The 24120-nt window shown below is 60.2% G+C and carries 16 protein-coding genes, 5 tRNA genes and 1 other RNA gene; 17 read left to right on the top strand and 5 right to left on the bottom strand.

Annotated elements, in window-relative coordinates:
• Positions 1-90: 90 nt before the first annotated feature.
• Complete coding sequence (locus tag DN745_RS09430; protein WP_111334276.1) at positions 91-1275, bottom strand: porin; 1185 nt, start codon at positions 1273-1275, stop codon at positions 91-93.
• A 412-nt stretch (positions 1276-1687) separates the two neighbouring features.
• Between DN745_RS09430 and DN745_RS09425 the strand changes: the two genes are divergently transcribed.
• The 7 genes from DN745_RS09425 (at position 1688) to ffs (ending at position 3377) form a co-directional block, all read left to right on the top strand.
• Positions 1688-1774 (top strand) — tRNA-Ser (locus tag DN745_RS09425).
• 154 nt (positions 1775-1928) lie between these two features.
• Positions 1929-2017, top strand: a tRNA-Ser gene (locus tag DN745_RS09420).
• Between the two features lie 248 nt (positions 2018-2265).
• Positions 2266-2339, top strand: a tRNA-Arg gene (locus DN745_RS09415).
• A gap of 164 nt (positions 2340-2503) precedes the next feature.
• Complete coding sequence (gene tadA / locus DN745_RS09410) at positions 2504-2980, top strand: tRNA adenosine(34) deaminase TadA (RefSeq protein ID WP_420836586.1); 477 nt, start codon at positions 2504-2506, stop codon at positions 2978-2980.
• A gap of 63 nt (positions 2981-3043) precedes the next feature.
• A tRNA-Ser gene (locus tag DN745_RS09405) sits at positions 3044-3131 on the top strand.
• Positions 3132-3133: 2 nt separating this feature from the next.
• Positions 3134-3220, top strand: a tRNA-Ser gene (locus tag DN745_RS09400).
• Positions 3221-3286: 66 nt separating this feature from the next.
• An RNA gene (ffs, locus tag DN745_RS09395) (signal recognition particle sRNA small type) lies at positions 3287-3377 on the top strand.
• 291 nt (positions 3378-3668) lie between these two features.
• On the opposite strand, the gene DN745_RS09390 is transcribed toward ffs, so the two are convergent.
• From DN745_RS09390 to thrS, 3 genes are all read right to left on the bottom strand, one after another.
• Positions 3669-4418: a hypothetical protein gene (locus DN745_RS09390; RefSeq protein WP_111334274.1), complete on the bottom strand. Its 750-nt coding sequence runs from the start codon at positions 4416-4418 to the stop codon at positions 3669-3671.
• 150 nt (positions 4419-4568) lie between these two features.
• Positions 4569-5135 carry a hypothetical protein gene (locus tag DN745_RS09385; RefSeq protein ID WP_111334272.1) on the bottom strand — a complete coding sequence of 189 codons (567 nt, stop codon included), beginning with the start codon at positions 5133-5135 and terminating at the stop codon, positions 4569-4571.
• 270 nt (positions 5136-5405) lie between these two features.
• A complete protein-coding gene (gene thrS, locus DN745_RS09380) occupies positions 5406-7232 on the bottom strand; it encodes a threonine--tRNA ligase (protein ID WP_111334270.1) in 1827 nt (608 codons plus the stop codon).
• Positions 7233-7566: 334 nt separating this feature from the next.
• Between thrS and DN745_RS09375 the strand changes: the two genes are divergently transcribed.
• From DN745_RS09375 to DN745_RS09365, 3 genes are all read left to right on the top strand, one after another.
• A complete protein-coding gene (locus DN745_RS09375; RefSeq protein WP_111334268.1) occupies positions 7567-8568 on the top strand; it encodes a DsbA family protein in 1002 nt (333 codons plus the stop codon).
• A 312-nt stretch (positions 8569-8880) separates the two neighbouring features.
• Positions 8881-10464, top strand: coding sequence for a PEGA domain-containing protein (locus tag DN745_RS09370; RefSeq protein WP_111334266.1), 1584 nt, complete (start codon positions 8881-8883; stop codon positions 10462-10464).
• An 81-nt stretch (positions 10465-10545) separates the two neighbouring features.
• Complete coding sequence (locus DN745_RS09365; protein ID WP_133621815.1) at positions 10546-12306, top strand: Kelch repeat-containing protein; 1761 nt, start codon at positions 10546-10548, stop codon at positions 12304-12306.
• Between the two features lie 12 nt (positions 12307-12318).
• Here the strand turns inward: DN745_RS09365 and DN745_RS09360 are convergent, their stop codons facing one another.
• A complete protein-coding gene (locus tag DN745_RS09360) occupies positions 12319-13923 on the bottom strand; it encodes a tetratricopeptide repeat protein (protein ID WP_111334262.1) in 1605 nt (534 codons plus the stop codon).
• Between the two features lie 406 nt (positions 13924-14329).
• Here DN745_RS09360 and DN745_RS09355 point away from each other — a divergent pair, with 406 nt between their 5' ends.
• From DN745_RS09355 to mraY, 7 genes are all read left to right on the top strand, one after another.
• Positions 14330-14542, top strand: coding sequence for a hypothetical protein (locus DN745_RS09355; protein ID WP_111334260.1), 213 nt, complete (start codon positions 14330-14332; stop codon positions 14540-14542).
• 663 nt (positions 14543-15205) lie between these two features.
• Positions 15206-15664, top strand: coding sequence for a division/cell wall cluster transcriptional repressor MraZ (mraZ, locus tag DN745_RS09350; RefSeq protein ID WP_111334258.1), 459 nt, complete (start codon positions 15206-15208; stop codon positions 15662-15664).
• 340 nt (positions 15665-16004) lie between these two features.
• Positions 16005-16970: a 16S rRNA (cytosine(1402)-N(4))-methyltransferase RsmH gene (gene rsmH, locus DN745_RS09345; protein WP_162687570.1), complete on the top strand. Its 966-nt coding sequence runs from the start codon at positions 16005-16007 to the stop codon at positions 16968-16970.
• A gap of 119 nt (positions 16971-17089) precedes the next feature.
• Entirely contained in the window at positions 17090-17452 is a 363-nt protein-coding gene (locus tag DN745_RS09340) for a cell division protein FtsL (RefSeq protein WP_162687569.1), read from the top strand.
• A gap of 130 nt (positions 17453-17582) precedes the next feature.
• Complete coding sequence (locus DN745_RS09335) at positions 17583-19610, top strand: penicillin-binding protein (RefSeq protein WP_133621816.1); 2028 nt, start codon at positions 17583-17585, stop codon at positions 19608-19610.
• A 73-nt stretch (positions 19611-19683) separates the two neighbouring features.
• Positions 19684-22731, top strand: a complete 3048-nt coding sequence (locus DN745_RS09330; protein ID WP_111334250.1) for a UDP-N-acetylmuramoyl-L-alanyl-D-glutamate--2,6-diaminopimelate ligase — start codon at positions 19684-19686, stop codon at positions 22729-22731.
• A 172-nt stretch (positions 22732-22903) separates the two neighbouring features.
• A complete protein-coding gene (mraY, locus tag DN745_RS09325; protein WP_111334248.1) occupies positions 22904-24043 on the top strand; it encodes a phospho-N-acetylmuramoyl-pentapeptide-transferase in 1140 nt (379 codons plus the stop codon).
• Positions 24044-24120: the final 77 nt, after the last annotated feature.

Raw genomic sequence — 24120 nt, 5'->3', positions numbered from 1 at the left:
GCGATCACTACAGAGATTCGAGACAATGATGAGAAGCTCAGAAGATCTTGTCGGTGCGGTGCGGGCCGGTCGCGCGGCCCGCGTCGGTGATCACCACACGATCTGGGCAAGGGCGTCAAAGCGATTGTTGTCGATCGAGCGGATATCCTCGCCGGTCACCGTGTAGTTAAGCAGGATGCGGACCGGGTAATCCGGCGAATTATAGTTCAGGCCGAAGGTGTGATAGGTCAGCGCCTCATAGGCCACATTTGCGGAGCCATCGTCGTTGATGTCCGGGTCATAATAGGCGAAGCGGTAGGCGGGTTGGAGGCCTAAAAACGGCTCCTGATAAGCGATCTGTGCCTGCAGTGAGCGCGCGGTGCGGGATTGTTCAGCCTGCAACTCGGGCGCCGGGGTCACCTCTACCTGCGTGATATTGGTCAGCAGACTCACGCCGTAGGCGTTCACCGTGAGATCGCCGGTCCATCCGACGTTCTTTTGGTTGAGGCGATCGGGGGCCGCGCCGAGGGTGCGCTCGTTATAGAAGCCGGCGCCGCCCACGCGGATGAGGTCGCCCCAGTGCAGGTTAAGGCGGCCGTAATAGGCCATCTTGTCGTTCTCATTGAAGCGCAGGTTCACCTTTTGCCCGTTGGTTACGGCAAGCGCATAGCTCAGCGCCGGTCCATTGGGCGCGGCGTCCTGGGAATCATTGAAGAAATAATAGGGCTCGGAGTCCAGGCGCAGGCCAACCTGTCGGCCCTGACTCAGACCCATAACGGGCATGCCGTCGAGACCACTGACGCCCTGGTTGCCGACCGAGCGATCGACAAAGAGGAGGTCCTTGGTGGATTGCAGGGTCTCCGCATCATAGGGGGCCTTAAATTGGCCGACAGAGATGCGCACAAGATCGTGGGGCGCATAAGAGAGAAACGCGTCCAAAAGCCGTGTCCCCAGCTCGATATCCTCGTTGTCGGCACCCTTGGGCAATCCTGCGGCGCCTTCGAGCACCACATTAAACCCGACGCCGTTCTCAAGGCTGCCGTCGACGGCCAGGGCGACATCCGCCAGGGAGAAGCCGTCGCGTCGCCCGATGAGTTGGTAGTGGGGATCGTTTTGGACGGCGGAGTATTTGGTGCGTAGATAACCGCCAAACTGAAGATCCCAGGCGGGCGTGTCCGCCGAAGCCTGGGCGTCGGCGGTCTCCTTGAGCTGGGGAGAGGGCGCTTCGTTGGCAAAGCCCGGCGCCTCGGCCGACGAGCCCGACTCCTGGGCCCACGCAAGAGTGGCCGGGGACATAATAAGGCCCGCACTAATAATAAGGTGGGCGGGGATACCACGGTATAGGTGCATTATTTTCCTTTGGGCTTCTGGGAACACAAATATAGTTGCTGCATATATACATGTTTGGCGGGGGCGTCGTCCATGCACATCCCAGTCCGCAGGATCCCGGTCGAGCGTGCATTATCGGCCCGATTATACCGGCGCGATCCAGCGGGATTGGACAGGGCGTCGCCGGGTGTGTCGGCGGGCGCGCGCAGATTCCTTTTTACTTTCAGTGGTTTAAGTTGCGCCCGGGCGGAGGGTGAGAAATAATGCGGCGAAAACAATAAAAAGCGCTTGACGTTCGGCTTCGCATGGGTATTATCGGCGGCCCTCGCGGGTTGCGGATTTAACACTTCGCAAAAGCGCCAAATAGGCGCCTGACTCGGGAGGAGTGGCCGAGCGGTTGAAGGCACTGGTCTTGAAAACCAGCAACGTTTTAGGGCGTTCGTGGGTTCGAATCCCACCTCCTCCACTTGGACTTCAAACGATTCGCTTTTTGTGCTTGACAAAGATTTGCAAGGTATGAAATAAGGCGGTCGTTGCTTAGATAACATGACTTTGTAGCAGCGAAGTTGATTGAAGTTATCTTAGGATGTAAACAGTAGTTTACCTGAATCGTTTGATTCGGGGAGGTGGCCGAGAGGCTGAAGGCGCTCCCCTGCTAAGGGAGTATACGGTTTATCCCGTATCGAGGGTTCGAATCCCTCCCTCTCCGCTGGACGAAGTTGTGAAATAGTTTTCTTAAGTTTGCTTGTTAAGATTATTTCATAATGAATCCAAAATAAGGCTTGCAATTCTGATTTGATGAATGTAAACCTTATTTCCCGCTGATAAGGCGGGAGTTAAATAGTCTCCTGGTTCGCCTGTTGAAACTATTTAGCAAATGCTTAAAAATAAGGCTTGCAATTCTGATTTAATGAATGTAAACCTTGTTTCCCGCTGGCAAGGCGGGAGCTAACAGACGCACTTGTAGCTCAACTGGATAGAGCAACGGTCTACGAAACCGTAGGTTGAAGGTTCAAGTCCTTCCAAGTGCATGAAAAAAGGGAAATGCCTGTAAGGCGCTTCCCTTTTTTTAAGTCAGGGCTTTTTCGAAAGCCGATAAATCGAACACCGGTATCATTAAATAGCGCCTCTTCTTTTGAGGAGGAATCCAGGGGAGGGGAGGCGCTATTTAAGAGTTTCTCTTTTGGAAGTTTAGATTGTGGCCAATGATAAGGATTTCATGAGGCTTGCGATCGCCGAGGCCCGAAAGGCCGCGGACTTGGGAGAAGTTCCGGTAGGATCGGTTGTTGTATTGGACGGTCAGGTTGTGTCGACCGGCTTTAACCGCCGCGAGACCTGGCAAGACCCCACAGCTCATGCGGAGCTAATCGCCATGCGGCGCGCCGCCGAGAAACTCGGCAGTTGGCGCCTGCTCGATTGCACGCTTTATATCACGCTTGAGCCGTGTCCGATGTGCGCAGGGACCATTATCAATTCGCGAGTCCCGCGGGTTGTCTATGGGGCGCGCGATGCCAAAGCGGGAGCTGCGAGGTCGCTTTATGCGATGCTCGAAGACCCCAGGCTTAATCATCGGGTCGATATAACCGAGAATTGTCTTCGCGATGAATGTGCGGGGCTTTTGACCGATTTCTTTGAAGCAATTCGCCAACGCCGAAAGGCGGCACGCGAGTAGAAGCGATCTTTGACAGCGGAATTCTTCAGTTGCAGAAGGCATTGATACTCTTCGTTTTTTTGTGGAGGGATGGCCGAGTGGACGAAGGCGTTTGATTCGAAATCAAATGTACCGTTATGCGGTACCGTGGGTTCGAATCCCACTCCCTCCTTCGGAGAGATGGCCGAGTGGCTGAAGGCGCACGCTTGGAAAGCGTGTATACCCTCACAGGTATCGAGGGTTCGAATCCCTCTCTCTCCGCTTATAAGATTTCGCTTTACAATCAGCAGGATATTGCTTAGTCCTGCTGGTGCATGGTTCGACCCCTGAGCGGTCAGCGGGACCACCGATTCGGTACCCCGTCAGGCCCGGGAGGGAGCAGCGGACTGGACACGGGGTGTCCGCTGACCGCTCAGGGGTCGAGCTAATTTAATCTTAAAAGCCCGCCTACTTTCTTAAGTAGGCGGGCTTTTTTGTGTCTTTAAATTGGCGTTCGTGGAGGCGTTCCTGGAGGTGTCAGGGAGCGCCAGAGCGTGCCCCTGCGCCACTTCGACGGGCGGGGCGTGCGGCGAGCTGTGCGCTGGCGCGGCGCGAGCGCGTGAGGGCGGGCGTGAGGCGCAAAAATGCCGTCGCTGACAAGGTGTCGGCGACGGCATTTAAGGTGCGCTCTCGAGCCCCCGAGGAGGCCCATGAGCCTATCGGTGTTGCATCAGTCGACGATGTTGCCGACGAAGCCACCCGCGGCGCTATTGGCGACGCAGGCTTGCATCGTTGCTTCGGGGTTGCCACCGCTGCGAAGCGCGATATTGGCGCAGGCGAAGAAGTCGCTGAGCGCGCAGAGGAAGGGGCGTGCCTCCGGCGGGATCTCGGCCTGCACCTGGTTGATGCTGGCGCGGCATTGCGCGATCTCGGCGCCGCTGCATCCTTCTTCTCCGGCCGGGGACATCTGGCAGATCAACTCGGCGAAGTCGCACAGACCCTCCAGCGAGCAGCTGCCGCCGGTCGAAAGGCCCGAGGAGAAGCTATAGGAGGTCGGCAGGCCGCTGCTGAACGACGAGGTGCCGCCAACCGAGGTGCTGAAGCGCGACGAGCCGGGCACGCTTGCCGAGAAGCTGCGCGACCCGGAGAGCGACGCATTGTAGCGAGCCGGGGCGGGGCCGCTGTCGCTGAAGTCAAAGTCCAGATCCAGGCTGGATTGGCGGCGGAGCAGCGAGTTCTCGGTGCCCGGCATATTGGTCGGGCGCAGCTCGGGGCTCAGGCTCATGTGCCAGCCGCGCTCCGGGGTGTAGCTCACGCTGACGGCCTGGGTGCCCGAGGCGTCGTCCTGGACACTTAAAAGCACCAAATCCTGGCTGGATTGGTGCATTTCGGAGGTGTCATCGATGGATTCAGCGCAGCCTGCGGCGCCAAGTCCCGCAAAAAGAAGCAGGGCGATCGGAGTATATAATCGCATTTTCATAATATGCCTCCAAGCATTTCTAGATGTTAGTTAAGAGGCACCGCCGCGTCGGACGCGGCGGTGCTCCTGCGTTAGGGATGCCCGTAGGATAGCCGAATTTAATCATAATATCCACATTGGCAGCCCTTATGCGTCTCTAAGCAGGCTGGCTTAGAAGTAGATATTCGCGGCAAGCGCCGACGTGAACGTACCCACGCCGAACGGCTTCTGGTTGGGGCGCACGATGTCGATGCCCAGACCGGCCTGGCCGGAGATGCTGAAGCGGGTGGTCGGGAACCACTCGGCGCCGAGGCCACCGGCGATGCCGAAGCCCGGGTCGTCGAACTCACCAGCGCCGCCGCCAAGGCCGAGGTTTAGCTGGCCGAAGTAGAACATCGCCACGTTTCCGCGGGTGCTGGGGTAGTATTTGAGCGTCGGGGCGAGCAGCAGGTTCCAATAGAAGTCGGTGGTCTCTTCGCCGCTGTCGGTGAAGCCGTCGCGCGGGTCAAGGCCAAGACCGACGTTCAGGCCCAGGTTGACGTTGGGCGTCAGCATCATCCAATAACCAAAAGCGCCACCCGCGTACGGGTTTCCGCCGCCGGGTACGGAGAAGGAAAGCGAGTGCTGGCCGGCTTTAAGCGCGTTATTCGGAGCGCGGTCGCCCTGAGCAAATGCCGAGGAGGAGAAAGCAAAAGTAGCCATGGCAAAGATAGCAATCAGCAACAGTTGTTTTTTCATTTGTTTTCCTACTGGTAAACAGCGTGGTTAATAGACACTTACATTGACAATTTTGGAACGGCATCCGCCGTCCCGTGACTGCAGTCAGATTAGGCAGTTTATCGTCGCACCAAAAAACGTCCCGTCAAATTATTTATGAAATACTGCAATCGTGGGCGACGATAGCGCTTTTGAGCGATTCGTCAAGCCGCCCGATGGCGACACGAAGAGCGGGGTAGGGGTTTGGGCTCTTCGTGTCGCCGGGGTTAGTCACCTGTTGAGTCGCCGGGTTTAGTAGCCGCGGTCGACCATATCATCGCCGGTTCCCTCGGCGCTTCGGGCCGCGGTGGCGATTTTGGAGCGCTGGATTTCGACGTCCAGGGTGCGGTTTTTCACCTTCTCCAGGATATCATCGCGCACCTGGTCGGGGGTCATATTCCCAAGGCGTCCCTCGGAGTAGCTGCGCACGGCGACGTTTCCGGCCTCCGCCTCACGCGCGCCGATGACGAGCATATAGGGGACCTTCTGGGTTTCGGCTTCGCGGACCTTAAAGCCGATCTTCTCGGTGCGGTCGTCGACCTCAACCCGGATGCCGTGGGTGCGGTATTCCTTCGCGATTTCCCAGGCGTAGTCATTCTGGTCGTCGGTGATGGTCAGCAGTTTGACCTGCACCGGGGCGAGCCAGGTGGGGAAGACGCCGGCGAGATGCTCGACCAGGATGCCGATGAAGCGCTCGAGGCTGCCGGCCAGGGCGCGGTGAAGCACGACCGGGGTCTTCTCGGTATTGTCGCCGGCGGCGTATTTGAGCTCGAAGCGCTGCGGGAGCTGATAGTCCAATTGGATGGTCGCGCACTGCCAGCTGCGGCCCAGGCTATCGCGCACCTGGAAGTCGATCTTCGGGCCGTAGAACGCGCCGTCGCCTTCGTGGATGGTGTAGGGGCGCTCGTTGGCGTCCAGCGCGGCTTTAAGCGCGGCTTCCGCGCGATCCCAAACCTCGATCTCACCCATGAACTTCTCGGGGCGGGTCGACAGCTCGATATCGTAGTCGAGGTCGAAGAGGCTGTAGGTCTGGTCGACCATCTTCAAGAAGAGCGAGATCTCATCGCCGATCTGCTCCTGGGTACAGAAGATATGCGCGTCGTCCTGGCAGAATTGGCGCACGCGGGTCGCTCCGGAGAGCGCGCCCGGCATCTCGTTGCGGTGCAGGGTGCCGAACTCGGCCACGCGCAGCGGCAACTCGCGGTAGGAGCGCTTGTCGCTCTTAAAGAAGAGCATGGTGTCCGGGCAGTTCATCGGCTTGAGACAATAGGTCTGGTCGTGGGCCTCGAAGGTGAACAGGTTCTCCTGGTAATTCTCCCAATGCCCCGATTGCTCGAAGAGCTCCTTATTATAGAGGAGGGGATGGTTGATCTCGATATAGCCGTTCTTCTCTTCGATTTCGCGGAAATAATCCTGCAATTTGCGGTAGACCAGCCAGCCCTTGGGGCGCCAGAAAATGGAGCCCGGCGAGAGGCGGTCGAAGTCAAAGAGGCCGAGCTGGCGCCCGAGCTTGCGGTGGTCGCGGCGTTTGGCCTCTTCGAGCATGAAGAGATATTCCTTGAGCTCGTCGGCGGTCTCAAAGGCCGTGCCGTAGATGCGCTGGAGCATCGGATTATTCTCGTCGCCTCGCCAATAGGCGCCGGCGACTTTTTGGAGCTTGAAATGCTCGCAGGCACCGGTGGACTCGACATGCGGGCCGGCGCACAGGTCGGTGAAGGGGCCGTTCTTATAGATCGAGACCGTCTCGCCCTCGATACCGTCAATGAGCTCGAGCTTGTAGGGCTGGTCGGCGAAGAACTCGCGCGCCTTCTCTTTGCTCCACTCCTCGCGCTCAAAGGTCTGGTTCTGCTTGATCACCTGGGTCATGCGGCCTTCGAGTTGGCCGAAGTCGTCGGTGGAGATGGGGCGGGGGAGCTCGAAATCGTAGTAGAAGCCGTCGGCGATGGGCGGGCCGATCGCGAACTTCGCGTCCGGGAACATCTGCTGAATCGCGGTCGCCATGATATGCGAGGCCGAGTGGCGCACGCGGTAGAGTGCATCTTTTTTGTTGTCGACGTCTTGTTTTTCTTGCTCAGCCATGTCGGAACCTTCAGGAGAGATCGGAGTCGGTTGAAAATATCAGTATTTTAGCGGGCGATTTCATTATCTATGCTGGCGAAGTAAAGCGAGTCCAACTAGAGAGGCGCGCAGACTCTGCGCGCCATCGCCGGGTTTGCCGCATTTACTTATAAAGATTGGCTTCAAAGGTCCAGTACGCGATTAAAGTGTAGTGGGTCGAAATATATTGAGATATTTAGCGGTACTCTATGGGATGTTGCCTCGGGGCGTGCCGCCGCGTGAGATGCCTTTATATCCATCGGTGCCATGTGCTATAGGCCGTCTGTCTTAACTCTCCGTACTTGGAAAATAACCTATGTCGAAATTTCAAAATCATAATCGTCGCCGCGCCACATTGCTGTCATTGGTCGCGCTTTTCTTTTTGCTCTCCCTTGGGGCGTGCAAGAGCAATGAGTCCGCGCCGGATTCGGCCCAGAAGGACGGCGCCGAAGCCGCCGCTGAGGCTCCAAAAGAAGAGGCGAAGGACGACAAGAAAGTCGTGGACGCGCCCCCCGGAGATATCTATCCCGGCATGAACCTGGGCATGTTGCCCGACGCCAAGCGCGCCACGGTTGTCGAGATCACCGAAGCCGAGCTGTGCCCGTGCGAGGACTCGACTGAGAGCCTGCACGCATGTCTGCAGGATGCGGACAAAGCCTGTGCGCTGGCGAAACAGGTCGCCAACACGGTCGTTCGCGGCGTTCACGCCGGCGCGCCGAAATCGGAGATCCAGGATGTCATCGCCCAGTTCGTGACCAACGCCAAGAAGATCCACACCTTTGACCTCAAGGGTGTCCCGTCCAAGGGCAATAAAGAGGCGTCGGTGGCCATCGTTGAATTCGCTGACTTCCAATGCCCCCATTGTAAAGTGGCCTCGGGAATCCTCGACGAGATTTCCAAAGAATATGGCGACAAGATCGTCATCTACTTCAAGCAATTCCCGCTCAACGCGCATAACCAGTCCATGAGCGCGGCGATCGCCACGCTTGCCGCGCATAACCAGGATAAATTCTGGCCCATGCACGACCTGGTGTTCGAGAACCAGCGTTCGCTCGCCGCGGATAGCTACGAGAAATTTGCCGGCCGAATCGGCCTGAATATGGCGAAATTCAAGACCGACCTGAAGAGCCCGATGATCGCGGGCGCGATCACGCGTGACCGTCAAGAGGGCGAGGCGGCTGGGCTGACCGGCACCCCGACGCTTTATATCAACGGGCGTCAGTATCAGGGGGGCATCGATAAGGCTGCGATTATCGCGGCGATTGAAGCAGAGCTTGAAGCTGTGAAGAGCGCGGAAGCCGAGAAGGCGACCGAATAAGGCGCAGCGGCGTCTGAAAATGTGATGAATCAAGCAGGCCGAGCAGGGCGCCCCGGTGGCGCGCTGCTCGGCTTTGTTTGTCCTGCAGCGCGGCGCTGATTGGCGAGGCGAGCGAGCGCGTAATTGTTAAGATACACAGCCGCTTAGCCCGGCGCATTGAGTTGACGCTTAATTTTAGCTCGTGTTATCCATGAGGGCCGTTCGGGCCGCGCGCGGGCGATATTTGTGATGCATGGCTGACGATTTTCTATTGTAAATACGAATGAGATCATGATCTCCAATCAGGCTCCAAGAGCTTCCGAAGATATATTGATGATTGATAACTCGACCAAGAAGACGTCCCTCGGGGAATCCACCTGCCGCGCCAAAATTTTGCGCTCGGCCTGCGCCATCGCAACGATGATGGCGTTTGTTTGCTCTCCATTGGCAGCCATCGCCCAGCAGGCAGCGCCGGGCGCGTCGGATGACGCGGGCGAAGCCAAGCAGGCCGAAGAGGCCGCGCCGGCGCCCAAGCCCGCGGGCCCGACGCCCACGATGTTCTTGCTGCCGACCCAGGGAATCAAAGGGGAGATGTCCGAGATTATCCCGGAGCGCATCGGTGAGATGCTGCGCGCGCAGCTCGCGGACAAGCGCAGCGCCAAGCTTCTGCCGACCTATGAGGCGATGATGCAGCAGGGCGGGGGCAATCCGAACGCGGAGCTCGCCGAGGCCGAGCGCCTCTATACCTCGGGCATCGGCCTGCTGACCGCCGGTCAGAATGACCGCGCGGCGACGACCTTCCAGCGCTCGGTGGACAGCCTCGAGAAGAACCTGGCAGACCTCGAGAATTTCAACGTCCTGGTCGACGCCTATCGGAATATGGCGCTCGCGTACTTCCTGGCGGGCTTTGATTTCGACGCCCGCAAAAAGATGCAGGTCTACGCGAATCTTCGTCCCAACGAGAAGTTGGACCCCGAGAAATTCCCTAAAGAGTTGCGTGAGGTTTACCAGGTCGAGGCCGACAAGGTCAAAAAGGCCGGTCCGGGCAAGATCAGCGTCACCGCAGGCGGCGAGAAGGCCACCGTATTTGTCGACGGCGTCGAGAAAGGTCAGGCTCCGGTTGAGCTCAACGATATCGGCTACGGTTACCACTATCTCGTCGTTCGCGGCGCGACCGGTGGGGTGTGGAGCGAGCAGATTCGGGTGCGTGGGCGCTCGAAAGAGCAGACCTTTGAGGCCAAGCTTGGCGCGCCGGGGGCGACTCCGGATGCTGCTGCCTCGAATCAACCCGCGTTTTATACGGGCCTCGTCTCGAGCGTCGGGTCGGGAAAATTCAGCGACGAACAACTTCGTCCCTATCTCGACGAGCTGCACTCGCGCACCGGCGCCAAATATATGGCCTGGGTCGTGATGGTGAAGAAGCGCTCGAGTTATTCGGCGGTCCCCTTCATCTATAATGTCGAGACCAGTGAGCTGGTCCGCGAGGGCGATGTGTCCTTTACCCTGGCGCTGTCGAACCTGCGGGTGGGCGTGAATACCCTGGCCAATTCGATCAGCGGCGTGGTCGGGGCCGAGGCGGGCGACAAGCTCGTGACCTCGGTGGACCTGAAGCCCGCCCCGGCAGCAGTGGCGGTCAAGCCGGCCGCCGGTGAGGCCGATAAGAAGCCGAGCACGCAGGCGCCGGCTGAGACCAAGCCGGTCGCGCAGGCTCCCGTTGAGCAGTCCAAATCCGTCAAGCCGCTGCCGCCGATCGAAGATGGGCTCGACGAAGACGATGACTCGAATGTTTGGATGTGGGTCGGCGCCGGTAGCGCGGCGGTCCTGGTCGCGGGCGCAGTGGTCGGCGGCGTGCTGTTATTTGCTGACGACGCTGACCCTGCGGGCGGCGGAAAATTCGACGCGGCGCTGTCCTGGTAAGCAACCCCGGTGCGGCGCTTGGCGCTCCGGTCCTTCAAGGGGCGGGGCGCAGGATTCTTGCGAAAAACTAAAAATTATACTGTGAAGTTAGATAAAATGGCGAATCTTCAGCGATATATTCTTCCCGCCTGTTTGATGCTTTCGGTTGGCGCTACCACGTTGGGTTGCGGCGACGGGGTCGACTCGCGCGACGGCAACCTGCGGGTCGACGTCATCGGTTGGGGCCCCGGGGTGGACGGGACGCTCGGCTTTCAGACCACGCTGCCGAATTTCCCGGGCGCCCAGAATGTTCGGGTGAGCCTCACCGAGCCGGCCACCGGCCGGGTGGTGGAGAGCGAGACCTTCGCGGTCGCCCAGCGAAACGCGCGCCTGCCGAAGTTAGAGAGTAGCGATGGCCTGCGCATGCAATTCGACGTCCTCGACGCGGCGATGCAGCCGATGGCCTACGGGGCCACGCCGCTCTTTAGCTTCAGCGGCACCGATTATGTGCAGAGCTTCCGCATTCAGGTCGACCCGGTAAATAGCTTTTCGCCGGTCGGCGCGGTGCTCAGCGGGTCGATGGCTCAGTCAACCCTGGACCCGCGCTCTATCTCGTCGATGGGAATTGAGCGCTGGCTGGGGCGGGTGGGTCACGCGGCGGTGACGATGGACGGCGGCAATAAGGCGCTGATCGTGGGCGGCGGTGACGCGATTTCGCCGGTGCGCGCCGGGGCCGACCCGAATTTTCGCACCCCGAGCGACGGCCGCGCGCTGTCGCTCCACGATGATTTGATGGAATTTGATCCCAATAGCGGATATTTCACCGACCTGTCGTTTAACCCGGCCACCAACACGGTGTTCCCCGGCGGCGCCGACCGCCTGATGAGCGCGCGCGCCTTCCACACGGTCACCGATATCGGGGATAATAAATACCTGGTTATCGGCGGATATGGTGAGGAGAACGGTGCGCTCAGCGTGTTGAGCAGCATCGAGATGATCGACCTGAGTCTTCCGGCGGGCTCGCGGGTTCGTCCGTTGCTCGACGCCAACGGGATGCCGCTTCGCCTCAGCGGGGCGCGGGTATTTCATAGCGCGACGTATCGCCCGGTCGACAACAGCGTCGTCGTCGCCGGCGGCGTTGGTCCCGGCGGCCCGACCGACGTGCTCGCCACGGTCGAAGTTATTAATCTGAACGCAGGCACGGTTGTCCCGGGCCCCGCGCTGGCGACGCCGCGCGCCCAGCACGAGGCGGTCTTGATGGCCGATAACCAGACCATCTGGATTCTGGGCGGGCGCGACTCTTCCCAGGCGCTTAGCTCCACCTCGACCATTGGCGTGAGCGGTTTCGTGACGCCCAATGCGACGATGCTGCAGGCGCGCTACGACTTCGAAGCCGTGCGCTCTTCCGATGTCGCGGGCGGTGGCCTGGTCGTCGTGGCCATCGGTGGCTTTACCGATATGAACGGCGCGGCGACCGGCTCCGTGGAACTGGGTAAGTTGGGGCGTGATAGCTTCAACGCGTGCGGCGCCTGCACCTTGTCGACGCCGCGCGGCGGCCTGGAGGCGGTGGAGCTCCCCAATACCCGCGACATCGTCGTGCTCGACGGGCGTAAGTCCGATAACTCGCGCGCCGGCGGGGTGGAGGTCCTCAAATTCGCAAGCCTCTCCCAGGGCAACGCCTACAGCGCGAGCGCGACCGGCGCTCAGTCCGTGAACGGGCGCGCCGACAGCACTGCGACGTTGTTGGCTAACGGGAAGATTCTTTTGACCGGCGGCATCGGCGCCAACTCCGCGACGCTGCGCGACGCCGAGTATTTCACCCCCTCCGACTTCGTCGCCGCCCCCGCCGCATCCGAGTTCTAATCCGCCCCGACGTCACGGTCGAAGCACTTCGACCGCGTCGGGGATGCCGGTCATGGACGTGAGCTCCTGGGCCACGTCCGCGGCCACGGCGGTCGGGTCCGTGAGGACATAGCTCACATAGAAGTCGACGCGTTCGCGATCCGACGGCGCCTGGAGCGCTTTTTGAACCAGCTTCTGGCGCCACCCCTCAAAACTATCCCCAATCACCTGCATCACCGGCGCGGCCGCGTCGCTGAAAAGGCTCGCGCGCAGCTGTCCATCTGACGGCAGCGTGAGCGGGTCGCCCGCGAGGCCTGCCTCGGGGTATGCGCGGTGCTCATCGTCCGAGGCCGTTAACTCCAGGCGAAATCCCTTCTCTAATTTGGGGCGATTGTCGGCGTGCTCGATGCGTATCTGCACCGAGTTCGTGGCGTGGCGCGTGTGGGTTGTGACGGTATATCGAAGGTCGCGGTAGACCGCTTCTTCGAGGAGCTGGTCGGTGACGGCCAGCTTTTCGCGCGCGTATTGCACATCCTCGCGTTGAGCGTCGACCTTATCCCGGGCGCTGTCGACCTTCTTTTGGGCCCGCGTCAGGTCCTGCTCGGCGTATGCGCTCACGCTCGCCGGGTCCATCTTGGCGTATTCGGTGCGGTAATAATCGAGCTCGTATTGGGCGTCGCTGAGCTCCTTTTGATAGTCGACCAGGCGGCGCTCCTCGTCGATGAGGTCGTCCTGGGCCCGATGGTACGCCGGGTTCTTCACCATGCGCGTGCCGGATTGGTAGGTCAGCGATTCGCCGCGGGCGCTGCGGCGTGTCTCGAAGGTCGGCTCGGTGACGCCCACGTGAATGAACGCGTCGATCTTCGGGTCTGCGTCGGTCTTTCGGGTCGAGAGGTGCAGGGCGTTGGCCTTATTCGCGCCGGTGATGGCGGACGCGACGACCTTGTACCCGGCGTCGTCGGCATCGCCTTGGAGGTAGGCGTGGTAGCGGTGGCGCTCGGCGAGCTGCTGGCGCATGGCGTGAAGCCGCTGGCGGGCGGTGCGGTCGCCGCTCAACTGAAGGGACTTCGCCCAATACAGCGCGGCCAACCCCAGTTGTTCGTGCTCCTCGGCGTCGCGCGCGCCAAGCTGAAGCTCCTCAGACCAGCGCGCCCGCGTCTGGGTGGCTTTCTGCGCGAACGCGCTGCGTTTAGGCGGGAGTTGCTCGGAGACCGCCTCGAAGAGCGCCAGCGTATACGCCCAGGATTGCTGCTCCGCAGCGGCCGCGCCGACCTCGTCGGCGCGGGTCGATATGCGGTGGATAAGCTGGTCCACGCGGCCGCTGCTCGGCAGAAATTTATAGGCTTTGGAGGCCGCGTCGATCGCCGCGAAGAGGTCGTCCTCGGCCAGCGCGCCTTCGGCCGCGGCGTGATAATGCTCGGCCAGGCGGGTGCGGGTTTGGCGGATCTTATCGCTGGCCTCGGGATCGTCCGGGTCAAGCTTATAGGCGGCCTCATAGGAAGCCAGCGCGCGCTCATATTCGCCGCGCTCAAAAAAGGAGTCGCCTTGCTTGATATGCTTGCCATAGGCGCAACCGCTGAGCGCCAGGAGCGCGGCGAGGATATAGGTGAGCGCGGCGCGGCTTATCATTTTATACATAGGTCATACGCGGTGGGTTTGGGGCGCTGTGTGAAGTCGATATTCGCACGCCCAATTTGAGCGGTATATGCGGTTGAGCGTAGCGTGTAGGCGTGCCTGATTGATCGTGGTGCCGACGGCTGAGACTCTATTTTGATTCATAGATCAGGTCAAACCCGGGCGCCCCGGGTTTCGACGGCCGCGCCTGGGCCAGGCTTGAGCCGGGCAGGGCGACCGCAATGTTGACGTGCGCCCCTGGGATTGCTAATGGAGCAACGCTTATTCAAGGGCCTGCCGCGCAAAGCAGGGGCTGCGGGCCTGGAAGACGATTTCTGATAATCGCGAAAAGCATAGACCTGAACTGAATTTATTATCCAATTGATTGAGCCGAAATCACTCGGCTCCAATCCTCTTAAGGAGAAGCAACATGGCCGAAGAAGTGAAGAACGCCGAAGAGGCAACCGAGCAACAAGCAGCCGAGCAAGAAGAGCGCGACACCGGCGGACAGAAGATCATGTGCTTCGTTTCCAAAGAAATGGTGCCGATCAACCAGACCGTCGAGCTTGAGTATATGCCCGGCAAAAAAGTTCGCGTGATGCCGAAATACGTGAAGTTCGAGCTGGAAGAATCCGCACTTTAATCGCGACGCATAGCGCGCATTAAAGAGCTGAAAACGCAGGCGTCATCCCCGATTTTTATTAGGGTGTGGCGCCTGCGTTTTTTTATGGACGCTGGGAGATGCTCCCGCCGATCCCACTTCATCCCCGCTTCTTTCCCACTTCGTCCCAGGCCCCGTTTCGGCCGGCATTTTGGGGCGAATTCCCACCGAACCCACTTTATCCCCACCTGCGTTTGGTCGTGTGTTGGGGGATGATCCCACCGCGATCCCACCCTGATCCCACTTCATCCCCACCGCCATCCCACTGCGCTCCACTGCCCCCCAATACACTCCCAGGGCAGGTGTGTACCGCCCTAGAAAATGGTTTAGAAATTAATTTTCGGCGCGATTTTTAGGGTGGTGGTTTTCTAAGTTGTTGAAATTTAAGGGGATGCTCGGAGGGGTGTTGGATCGGTGGATCAAATTCCCGCTCGATTCGGCGGCGCTGGGCCCAGAATGGGTGTGAAGTTGTTGACGGTGGGTATCGGTGCCCCTATAGTGGGCCGCAGTGGGACAAATTCCCATAGCGCCAAATGGGTCGAGAGGTCCCGGCGTGCTGAAGCCAAGGATGGCTTCATTCGTCAGGATGATTGTTGATGCAAGGAAGCATCTTCGATCTGCGTTTTTCCTGGACGTGGCGGCGTCATGTTTCGTGGTCAGTATGAACATACGATGGACGCCAAAGGTCGCGTCAGTCTACCCGCCCGGTACCGAGAGGTGCTGACCGAAATGGACGTCGAGGGAAGAAACGCGGGCCGTGTCATCCTGACGCGTAACTTCGAGAAGAGCCTCGAGCTATATCCGCTCGATAAGTGGCTTAATTTCGAAGAGAAGGTGCGCTCGCTGCCCCAGTTTGACCCCTATGTTCAACGGGTGTTGCGTGTCTTCGTCGCCGGCGCTGTGGAGTGCACGCTCGACAGCCACGGTCGTCTGCTGGTCCCGAAATCCATGCGCGAATTCGCCAGTTTGGAGCGAGACGTCGTGTGGGTCGGCCAATTGGAGAAGGTCCAAATGTGGTCGAAGCCAAGCTGGGACCGTGCGGTCAACGCGGCGCTCGAGGACACCGAGGAGCTGCGCCAGAAGGTCGCCGAATTCGGTCTCTAAGTTGGACCGGGCCCGGCGAGCTCACACGAAGCAAGAATTTAAAAGTTATCTTAAGGATGAGAACGCTGCGCTGCATTTCTTCACCGAGCCGCCGCGCAGCATTAACCCGGGGCATCCGGGTTAGACTCAAGGATGAGTCGCCGAAAGAAGTCTTCAAGGATTGAAGCGCGTGTTTTGACCGGGTTGTTTAGGTCGGCTTGCAGCCGGCGCTGGTTTGACCCGACTCCGAGCGCGCTGGCCCAAGGATGGGCCACTTTACTTCTTTTGCGCAGTCTCGAAATGCCTCGGAATCGACCCAAGGATGGGTCTGCTTGGGGCCGTTATTAGACGAGAGTTTTCTGTGCCCAATACCCTAAAATACGCCACCGAATATCACACGCCGATTATGGTCGACGAGGTGATTCGCTACCTTCAGGTTCGCCCTGGAGCGCGTTTTGTCGACGGCACCGCCGGTGGCGGCGGGCATAGCGCGGCGATTCTTGACGCAGGTGCGCCCAGCGCGCAGTTGCTCTCGATTGACCGTGATCCGGAAGCCATCGCCCAGGTGCAGGCGCGCCTGGCTGGCGCTGGAGACCGCTTTCGCGTGGTTCAAGGCAATTATGGGGATGTGGAGCGCATCTGCGCCGAAAATGATTTTTCGCCCGTCGATGGGTTTCTGGTCGACGCCGGTGTGAGTTCACACCAGCTCGATGAGGCCGAGCGCGGGTTTAGCTTCCGGCGCGCGGGCCCCCTCGACATGCGGATGGGCCCGGACGCGCCGTCGCTGGCCGAATACCTCGCCGACGTCGAGCCCCGCGAGCTTATGCGGGTTCTGAGCGTCTACGGTGAGATTCGCTCGGCCAAGCGCGTCGCCCTGGCGATTCTGGAGGCCTTTGAGGCCGGGAAGCTCCACTCCACCGTCGACCTCACCGCCGTCGTCGAAGACACGATTGGCGGCGGCGCGCGCGGGGGCGGACAGAAGACCAAGATTCACCCGGCGACCCTCGTTTTTCAGGGGCTTCGTATCGCGATTAATCGCGAACTCGACACCCTGGAGGCCGCCGTTCGCGCCATCCCGAAGGTTGTCAAACCCGGGGGGAGGGCGGCGTTTATCAGCTTTCATTCCCTGGAGGACCGCATCGTAAAACACGGTTTTCGAGAGTTGGCCAACGATTGTGTGTGCCCGCCTGATTTTCCGATCTGCGCCTGTGATGAGCGGGCAAAGGTCAAGGTGTTGACCTCTCGGGCGCTGACCGCCGGTCCGGCGGAGCTTGAGCAAAACCCACGCGCCCGCAGCGCAAAGTTGCGGGTCGTCGAAGTTCTATAATGATTGTTGTCTGACACGTAGACCCCCCGTGGTTGCAGGCGAGGGCTGCGTGAGCCTTGTTTCGATATATGCCGTTAATTTTCGTGCTTTTGTAAAATTGGTAGGAAGTGATGAAAAAGATGTTGAAGGAATCAGCCGCTGACGGGCTTCGCATTCTCCGAGTTGTTGCGTTGGTCGCGATCCCGGTCGCGATGCTCTTTTTCCACGTGTGGACCCGCTATCAGATCACCGATCTGGGCTATGAGGTCGCCGAGCAAACCCGCACCCATCGTCAACTGATCGAAGAGAAGCGAAAGCTGAGCATCGAGGCCGCCTACCAGGGGCGAAACGACCGCGTCCTCGCGCTTGCGCGGGAAAAATTTGGTCTTGAGGAGCTTCAGCCTTCGCAGGTCATTCAGGTCGAGCAGTTCGCCCATAGCGATGCAAAGCAAGACCAGGATGCACCCCAGAAGCACGCTGCGCTGGAACTAAGCCGGCGCTGATTCAGGGTTGAACGCGCCCATATAACGGCAAGAAACGGGACGCTTAGCAGTGCGAAAAAAGCTTAAATACTCGGGAAGCCCGACCTCACCGGCGAATGATAAAAACCGGGAAAAATGGGTCCGCGCGCGCATGACCATCGTCCTTGGGGTGATGGTTTGCGCGTTATCGGTCGTTCTTGGGCGGGTTTATTATCTGCAAACCGCCCGCGGCGAGAATTTGACCGAGATGGCGAGCAAACAGACCGCTCGTAGCATCAAATTACAGGCAAAACGCGGCAGCATCCTCGACCGCCGCGGCGTCGAGATGGCCGTGACCGTCGAAGTCCCCAGCATCTTCGTGCGCCCCCGCGAGATCGAAAACCCTCGCCAGGTCGCCCGCCAATTGCTCCCGCATATGAGTCGGGACTTTGAGTGGTTGCTCAAGAAGCTCGACTCCAAGAGCGCCTTTGTGTGGCTGGAGCGCCAGACCACTCCGGCCTCTGCCGAGGCGATTCGCGCGCTTGATATCAAGGGCGTGGGCATCACCACTGAGAGCAAGCGCTATTATCCGCTTCAAGAGCGCGCCGGCCAGGTCCTGGGCTTCGTCAACGTCGACGGCAAGGGGCTTGAGGGGCTTGAGAGTTCGATGAACTCCACGCTGGCCGGCGGAAGTTTCCAGATCGACGGAATGCGCGACTCGCGCGGGCGAACGCTGCTGATGAGCGATTTGCCGGAGTTCAGCAAATTTGAGGGGAATAGCATCACATTGACGCTGGATACGCGCATTCAGCGCGTCGCCGAGCAATCCTTGAAGAACGCCGTCGAGAAATTTGAGGCCAAGGGCGGCTACGCAGTGGTCATGGACGTGCAAACCGGCGAGGTCCTGGCGTTGGCGAATACGCCGAGCTTCGACCCGAATCATTTCGGCGAATATACCTCCGGAGATTGGCGCCTTCGCAGCGTCACCGACACCTTCGAGCCCGGCTCAACCTTCAAGCCCTTCGTGCTCGCGGCCGCCCTGGAGGCCAAGAAAGTCAGCCTGCATTCCCAATTTGACACCGAGAACGGCCGCCTTCGTATCGGCCGACACACCATTCGCGACAGCTCGCGCCACGAGATTCTGAACTCGGCCGAGATTATGCAGGTGTCGAGTAATATCGGTATCTATAAAATCGCGCAGACCATCGGCAAGAAAGCGCTCTACGACGCGATTCGCGCCTTCGGCTTTGGCGGGCGAAGCGGCATTGAGGTGCGCGGTGAGCAACCCGGCCTGGTATGGCCGCCGGACCGCTGGGCCGAGGTCTCTTTTGCTAACATTTCGTTCGGCCAGGGTCTGACCACGACGCCCCTGCAGATGACCGCCGGCATGGCCGCGATCGCCAACCGCGGCATGTTGATGAAGCCGCGCATTATCAAGGAAATTCGCGACAAGAATGGCGATATCGTCGAGAAGTCCCAGCCCACGCTGGTGCGCCGCGTTGTTTCGCCAGAAACCGCGCGCGAAACCTCCTGGGCGATGAGCATGGTCACGCGTGAGGGTGGCACCGGTACGAACGCCGCGATCGAGGGCTATACGGTCGCCGGCAAAACGGGCACCGCGCAAAAAGTGAACCCCGAAACACGCCGCTATGACCCGCATATGTGGGTCGGTAGTTTTATCGGCTTTGCCCCGGCAGAAGCCCCCGAGTTTGTGATTAACGTGATGATCGACGAGCCAAAGGGTACCCATTACGGTGGCGTCGTGGCCGCGCCGGTCTTCAAGGATATCATGCGCACCGCGCTCTCGCTGCGCGGCGTGATGCCGCTTGCCGACGAAGACCGCTTCCAATTCAATGATGAGAGCGATGAGCCGGGCGCCGAAGAAGTCGTGCTGCTTGGCTCGGTCGCCGACGATGTCCTCGTATTGCCGACCGTGCGTTTGCCCGATGAGTTGATCGATGATGAAGACCTCGCCGAGGGCAGCGCGCCCGACTTTCGCGGGCTGACGCTGCGCGCCGCGCTTCAGCGCGCCAATGAGCGCGAGCTTCTGCCGTCGGTGGACGGTTGGGGGCGGGTGATTTCCCAATCCCCAGCTCCCGGCACGCCGATGGAGCCCGGCGAGGTGATCGCCCTGGTGCTGTCCCCGGCGACCCGCGACGCACTCTTCTCGGTGGAACCGTCGCCAGGATCTGCTCTGTAAGCGAGTCGATACAAGTTCAAGCGCTGGTTTGATTTTTGAGCGAGTCAGCAAGACCTGAGAATCTCGAGACGTGATGAAATTAGCAAAATTACTAGCTCAGGCCGACGGCATCTCACTCCACGCGGCGACGTCGGACGCGTCGGCGGTTGAGATCGACGCGATCACCTTCGACTCGCGTCGAGTCGAGCCCGGCACGCTCTTCGTCGCGTTGCACGGCGCGGCGATGGACGGGCATGATTTTATCGAGGGCGCCCAGGCGGCCGGGGCGGCCGCGATTCTGGTCGACCGCGCACGCGCCGCCGACTTCGAAGGTCGCTTGGACTGCCCACTTTTGGTCGCGGAGCACACCCGCCAGGCGCTCGGCCCGCTGAGCGCGGCGTTCTTCGGCCACCCGGCCGACGACCTCTATTTGGCAGGCGTCACGGGCACCAATGGAAAGACCACGATTAGCTGGATCCTCGACGCGTTATTCTCGGCCGAAGACCCGCAGTCCGCTGATGCATCCGCACAAAAAAGCGCGCCCAGCGGACTGCTCGGCACCATCGAATATCGCTGGGGGGCGCATCGCGAAGTCGCCAAGAATACGACGCCCGAGAGCCTCGTCATTCAGCGCGTGCTGGCCGATATGCGCCGCGACGGCGTCGAGCGCGTAGCCATGGAAGTCTCCAGCCACGGGCTCGCCACCTACCGCCTCGGTGGCACCCATTTTGACGCCGCCGTCTTTAGCAATTTCACCCAGGATCACCTTGATTTTCATGGTGATATGGACACCTACCGCGAGGCGAAGGGGCGGCTCTTCAATAGGTTATTACCCGCCTCGAAGAAGGCCGGCAAAGACCCGGTCGCGATTATTAACCTTGACGACCCCGCCGGCGATTGGTTCGCAGAACAGGCTCGCGCCGCCCAGGTGAAGACCTTCACCTACGGGCAGTCGTCGAAGGCGGATTGGCGCGCCACCGAGGTCGAACAAACGCTGCACGGGACCCGCTTTTTGGTGCGCGCGCCGGATGAATCCTTCCGCATCCGCAGCAAATTGATGGGCGAATTCAACGTGTCGAATATGCTCGCCGCGATCATCGCTGCGCGAAGCGCCGGTGTGTCCCAGGCCCAGATTCAGGCGACGCTCGCCGAGCTCGAGGCCGTGCCCGGGCGCATGCAGCGGGTCGAGGCGACCTCGGCGGACGCCCGCGCGGCCCAGCCGGCGGTCTTCGTCGATTACGCCCACACCCCCGACGCGCTTTTGCGCGCGCTTGAGACCGTGCGCCCGCTCACCGATGGTCGAGTGGTCGTGGTCTTCGGCTGCGGCGGCGACCGCGACCGCCAGAAGCGTGGGCCCATGGGACGCGTCGGCGTCGAGGGCGCCGATGTCGCGATTATCACCACCGATAACCCACGAAACGAGTCGCCAGAGGCGATTATCGACGAGATCTTGGTCGGCGTCGACGAGGTCGTCGCCGACCGAGTTGGGGTGTGCGTCGAAGTTGACCGCGCGCGCGCGATCAAAAAGGCGATCGACCTGGCCGGGCCGAATGATGCCGTCCTTATCGCCGGCAAAGGCCACGAAAATTATCAGGAGCGAGACGGCGAACGCATCCCATTTGACGATGTCGAATTCGCTCGGGCGGCGCTGGATGCGAAGGCGCTGCCGCAAGAGCAGGTCGGTCAGAATGCTCCGAAGCGCATCGCATCCTGGTCGCTCGCGAAGATCGCGGAGGCCATCGGCGGGCGACTTTGTCTCGACCATATCGAAGACGCGCCCGCGCCTGAGAGCGTCGCCGCGCTTTGCCCCGTCGGGGTGAGCAGCGACACGCGCACGCTTGAGGCGGGCGAATTATTCGTGGCGCTTCGTGGCGAGAATTTCGACGCCCATGATTTTCTGGGGCGCGCAGACCAGGGCGGGGCGATCGCGATTCTGGTCGACCGCGTCGACGCCCTCGACACTCAATTGCCGCTCGTCGTCGTCGAGGACACCCTCGCTGGCATGAGCCGGCTGGGACACGCGATCTGGAACGAAGCACGCGACGCCGGCATGCGCACGATTAACGTCACCGGGTCAAACGGGAAGACCACCGTCAAAGAGATGCTCGCGCTCCTTTGGGGCGCGCGCGCCCGGGTCTTCGCGACGCCCGGCAACCTCAATAATCATATCGGTGTGCCCCTTGTTTTGTGTGCGATTCCGGCGGATTGCGAGCGCCTGATCCTCGAGATGGGCGCTAACGGCCCCGGTGAGATCTCCCAATTGCTAGCGCTCGCCCCGGGCGAGGCGCGCGTCGTGACCTCGATCGGCCTGGCCCATATCGAGGGCTTCGGCTCATTGGATGGAATCCGGCGCGCGAAGTCCGAGATCTTTGAAAATCCGAGCGCCGACACCGCGGCCATCTTGCCGTTTTCGGAAAGCTCGAATCTCGTCGGGCCGGACTTTGCGGGACGATGCTTCACCGTCGGCTTCGAAGCGGGCGCTGATCTTCGGGTCGAACTCCTCGACGGTGCCGACGCCCGCGGCGCGCTCGGGTTTACGATGGCGCACGCCGGCCAAGAATACACGCTGCACCTGCCGATTCCCGGAACGCATCATGCGCTCAACGCCGCCACCGCGATCGCCACGCTTATCGCGGCCGGAGAGGCTATCGACGCGCCCGCGCTCAACGGCGCACTTGCGAAACTCGCGCTTCCCGCGGGGCGTTGGCGAATCGTGGAGCAGGGCGATTACTATTTTATCGACGACGCCTATAACGCGAATCCGTCGAGCACCATCGCCTCGGTTCAGGCATTTGTCTCGTCGGCGACCGAGGAGCCGTCGCCGCGTGTTGTGATTCTCGGCGAGATGCGGGAATTAGGCGCGGAGGCGGCGAGATTGCACTGCGAAGTCGCGGCCAAGGTCGCCGAGTTTGCGCAGGTCGACGCGTTGGTTTGCGTCGGTGAATTTGCCCAACAGATGGCCGAGGCGGCATCAAAGGTGCGCACGCTCGAAGTGGCGGCCTTTGAGGATGTCGAGGCGGTCGGTCCCTGGTTGAAATATATCGTTGACCAGCGGGGGCTGACGCGTATTTTGCTCAAAGCCAGTCGCGGAGCACGGCTCGAAAGGGTGATTGACCTCGTTGTCGCAACAGGCGAGAAATAGGCGGGTGATTTGACCGCCCCTGGCGCTGCTAAGTTCTTGATTTTATGTCGTTTTTTAAGAATGCATGGCCCCAGACTTAAGCATCAATACACGCGCAATAATCACCTGCTTCTCGAAGTATTCAGACCCCCAACGCCGTCGGGAGCGCCCGGCAGCCCGGTAGGAAACGCTCATGCTTTTTGAACTCTTCTTTTGGCTAAAAGACTATTTTAGCCCCCTCAACGTCTTTCGCTATGTCAGCTTCCGAACCGTCGCGGCGATGATCACCGCGCTGGGGATGAGCCTTTTTCTGTATCCCTGGTTTATTCGACGCCTCCAGATGCGCCAGATCGGCCAGGTGATCCGCGAAGATGGCCCCGAGAGCCATTTTAGCAAGGCCGGAACGCCCACCATGGGCGGCGTGCTGCTGCTCTTTGCGGTCGTGGTCTCCACGCTCTTGTGGGCGGACCTCTCAAACCCCTATGTCGGCGTCATCCTTGGCATCACCGTGCTCTTTGGGGTCGTCGGTTTTTTCGACGATTATATGAAATTGCGCGGCCAATCCTCGGCGGGGCTGTCGGGGAAGATTCGGCTGCTGATCGAGTTCGCGGTCGCCGGCGCGGCGATGCTCATCATGTTCAAGCTCAACGCCTTCGACTATTCGACCACGCTTTATTTGCCCTTTGTAAGTACCGAAAAATTCGCCTTCGAGTTGCCGCTTTGGATCTATATGCCCTTTGCGATGCTCGTCATCGTGGGCACCTCGAACGCGGTGAATCTCACCGACGGGCTCGACGGCCTGGCCATCGGCCCGGTCATCGTCGCCGCCGGCACATTCCTCATCCTCGCCTACAGCTCGGCGACCGTGCTGGGCTATGAGGAGGTCGTCAACGGTGTGACCGTGACGCAGAAATTCGACCTCGCGAAATATCTAATGATCCCCAAGGTGGACGGCGCCCAGGAACTCGCGATTTTCTGTGCCGCGATGATTGGCGCTGGCGTCGGGTTCCTCTGGTATAACTCCTTCCCCGCGCAGGTATTCATGGGCGATGTCGGCGCGCTGTCGCTCGGCGGCGCGCTGGGTTCGCTGGCGGTCATCACCAAGCATGAATTATTGTCGACCATTATCTTCGGCATCTTCCTGATCGAGGCGATCAGCGTCATCACCCAGACCACGAGCTATAAGCTCACGGGCAAGCGGGTCTTCCGCATGGCGCCGATTCATCACCATTTCGAGATGAAAGGGTGGCCGGAGCCAAAAATTATCGTGCGTTTTTGGATCATTGCGATAGTGTTGAACCTGGTCGCTTTGGCGTCGCTTAAATTGCGCTGAGCGCATGGCAGAATTCGAGTATTAAAACAGCTTCTGATCGAATCTGCGCAAAAGGATTTGCGCAGATTCGTATTTGT

This window comes from Bradymonas sediminis (assembly GCF_003258315.1).
Taxonomy (GTDB): domain Bacteria; phylum Myxococcota_A; class Bradymonadia; order Bradymonadales; family Bradymonadaceae; genus Bradymonas; species Bradymonas sediminis.
Note: the sequence above shows the minus strand (reverse complement) of the source record. Positions and strands in the feature narration are given on the sequence as shown.